General features: G+C 64.2%; 3 protein-coding genes. All 3 read left to right on the top strand.

The window, feature by feature from the left end:
* Positions 1 to 306 (top strand): thiamine pyrophosphate-dependent enzyme (locus ACRDPN_RS11015; RefSeq protein ID WP_431447574.1); only part of this gene is annotated, 306 nt, incomplete at its 5' end.
* 62 nt (positions 307 to 368) lie between these two features.
* Positions 369 to 1595 carry a formyl-CoA transferase gene (frc, locus tag ACRDPN_RS11010; RefSeq protein ID WP_431447572.1) on the top strand — a complete coding sequence of 409 codons (1227 nt, stop codon included), beginning with the start codon at positions 369 to 371 and terminating at the stop codon, positions 1593 to 1595.
* Between the two features lie 53 nt (positions 1596 to 1648).
* Positions 1649 to 3017: acetate--CoA ligase family protein (locus ACRDPN_RS11005; RefSeq protein WP_431447570.1), on the top strand; the 1369-nt coding region annotated here is incomplete at its 3' end.

Here is a 3017-nt window from a genome sequence, read left to right as displayed (position 1 = left end):
CTGGTGCGGTTCAACCTGCCCTTCGTCGGAGTCGTCGGCAACAACTCGTCGATGAACCAGATCCGCTACGGGCAGGAGCAGAAGTACGGCAAGGCCCGTGGCCGCGTGGGCAACACCCTCGGTGACGTCAAGTACGACGAGTTCGCCAAGATGCTCGGCGGGTACGGCGAAGAGGTTCGCGACCCGGCGGACATCGCGCCCGCCATGCAGCGGGCTCGCGAGTCGGGTCTGCCGTCGTTGATCAACGTTTGGATCGACCCGGACGCCTACGCGCCCGGAACCATGAACCAGACCATGTACAAGTAGCAAACTCTCGGCGGCGGCGCGCATGCACCGCCGCCGACTCATTCTCATGATGGAGGCAGGAAATGGACAAGGCTCTCGACGGAGTCCGCGTGCTCGACATGACCCATGTGCAGTCGGGTCCCTCGTGCACGCAGATTCTCGCTTGGCTCGGCGCCGACGTGGTCAAGCTGGAGGCACCGACCGGAGACATCACCCGGCAACAGCTGCGCGACCTCCCAGACGTCGACAGCCTGTACTTCACGATGCTCAACTGCAACAAGCGGAGCATCACGCTGAACATGAAGTCGGATCGCGGAAAGGAGATCTTCACCGAGATGGTGAAGAACTCCGACGTCCTGGTCGAGAACTTCGCCCCCGGTGCTGTCGACCGGATGGGGTTCACCTGGGACCGCCTTCAGGAGATCAACCCTGAGCTGATCTTTGCGTCGATCAAGGGCTTCGGCCCGGGGGACTACGCCGACTTCAAGGCGTACGAGGTCGTCGCGCAGGCCATGGGTGGCGCGATGAGTACCACTGGCTTCGAAGACGGACCGCCGGTTGCGACCGGTGCGCAGATCGGTGACTCGGGGACGGGGATCCACCTGGTCGCCGCGATCCTGGCGGCGCTCTATCAGCGCGTGAACACCGGCCGCGGTCAGCGCGTGCAGGTGGCCATGCAGGAAGCCGTGCTGAACCTGACGAGGGTCAAGCTGCGCGACCAGCAGCGGCTGGCACACGGTGGGCTGAACGAGTACCCGAACAAGGAATTCGGCAACGAGGTGCCCCGGTCAGGCAACGCCTCCGGGGGCGGGCAGCCCGGTTGGGCGGTCAAGTGCGCCCCAGGTGGGCCAAACGACTACATCTACGTCATCGTCCAGCCGCCCGGGTGGGTGCCGATCACCGAGCTCATCGGCCGGCCGGAGCTGGCCGACGACCCGGACTGGAACACGCCGACGGCGCGCCTCGACAAGCTCGACAAGATGTTCGCGCTGATCGAGGAGTGGACCATGCAGTTCACCAAGTGGGAGGTCATGGAGAAGCTCAACGCGCACAACGTGCCGTGCGGGCCTATCCTGAGCACCCGCGAGCTGATCGAGGACAAGACGCTCGCCGAGCTCGGTGCAGTGGTCGAGGTTCCGCACTCGCAACGAGGAACGTTCAAGACGGTCGGTTGCCCGATCAAGATGTCCGACTCCCCGGTGGAGATCGAGACGTCGCCCCTTCTCGGCCAGCACAACTCGGAGATCTACGGCGGCCTCGGCATCGCTGACTCCGAGCTCGACGAGCTCAAGGCCGCTGGGGTCATCTAGAGATCTCGCACCATTCACAATTCCACCAACTTGCATCTGAATGAGGAGAAGGAATGAGCTACGACCGCAAGGTTGTACAGGACGTACTCGACACGGCACTTGCCGAAGGGCGGACGTCGTTGAGTGCCCCCGAAGCCAAGAAAGTTGCGGACGCCTACGGGATCCCGACGCCCGGCGAGGGTCTGGCCACCTCGGCCGAGGAGACCGCGTCTCTTGCCAAGGAGATCGGCTTCCCGGTCGTCCTGAAGATCGTGTCCCCGGAGATCCTGCACAAGACCGACGCCGGAGGCGTGCTGGTCGGTGTCGAGGACGTGGACGCTGCGGCCAAGGGCTATGACGAGATCGTCCGCAACGCGAAGGCGTACGACGCGGACGCGACGATCTCCGGCGTGCAGGTGCAGCAGATGCTGCAGAGCAGCCCGGACGTGCAGGAGGTCATCATCGGTGCGGTGACCGACCCGACCTTCGGAAAGATCGTGGCGTTCGGCATGGGCGGCGTACTGGTCGAGGTGCTCAAGGACGTGACGTTCCGTCTCGCGCCGGCGACCGCCGACGAGGCGAAGTCGATGGTCGAGGGGATCCAGGCAGCGGAGATCCTCAACGGTGTGCGCGGCGCCCAGGGCGTCGACAAGGATGCGGTTGCGTCCATCATCACGGCGCTCTCGGACCTGGTGAACGACTTCCCGCAGTTCGCGGAGGTGGATCTCAACCCTGTGCTCGCGGCCAAGGACGGCGCGACCGCGGTCGATGTGCGGATCATCGTGGACGAGACTGCGGGCCAGCCCGTGGAAAGGTTCACCCAGGACGACATCCTGAAGTCGATGACCCGCATCATGAAGCCGAAGGCGATCGCCGTGATCGGTGCCTCCAACGAGGATGGCAAGATCGGCAACTCGGTGATGAAGAACCTCATCAACGGTGGCTACCAGGGTGACATCTTCCCGATCAACCCCAAGTCGGACGAGGTTCTCGGCAAGAAGGCGTACAAGAGCATCACCGACGTCGCCGACGACGTCGATGTCGCCGTGTTCGCCGTCCCTGCCAAGTTCGTCGCCGGAGCGCTCGAGCAGTGCGGTGAGAAGGGGGTCGCGGGCGCGATCCTCATCCCGTCGGGCTTCGCCGAGACCGGGAACGTCGATCTGCAGGACGAGGCGGTGGCCATTGCTCGCAAGCACGGCGTCCGGATCCTCGGTCCGAACATCTACGGCTACTACTACACGCCTGAGAACCTCTGCGCGACGTTCTGCACGCCGTACGACGTCAAGGGAGGCGTCGCGCTGTCTTCGCAGAGTGGTGGCATCGGGATGGCGATCCTCGGCTTCAGCCGGAGCAGCAAGATGGGTGTCTCCGCGATCGTGGGTGTCGGCAACAAGTCCGACATCGACGAGGACGACCTGCTGACGTTCTTCGAGCAGGACGACA

The sequence above is a fragment of the Aeromicrobium sp. genome, assembly GCF_050700635.1.
Lineage (GTDB): Bacteria > Actinomycetota > Actinomycetes > Propionibacteriales > Nocardioidaceae > Aeromicrobium.
Note: the sequence above shows the minus strand (reverse complement) of the source record. Positions and strands in the feature narration are given on the sequence as shown.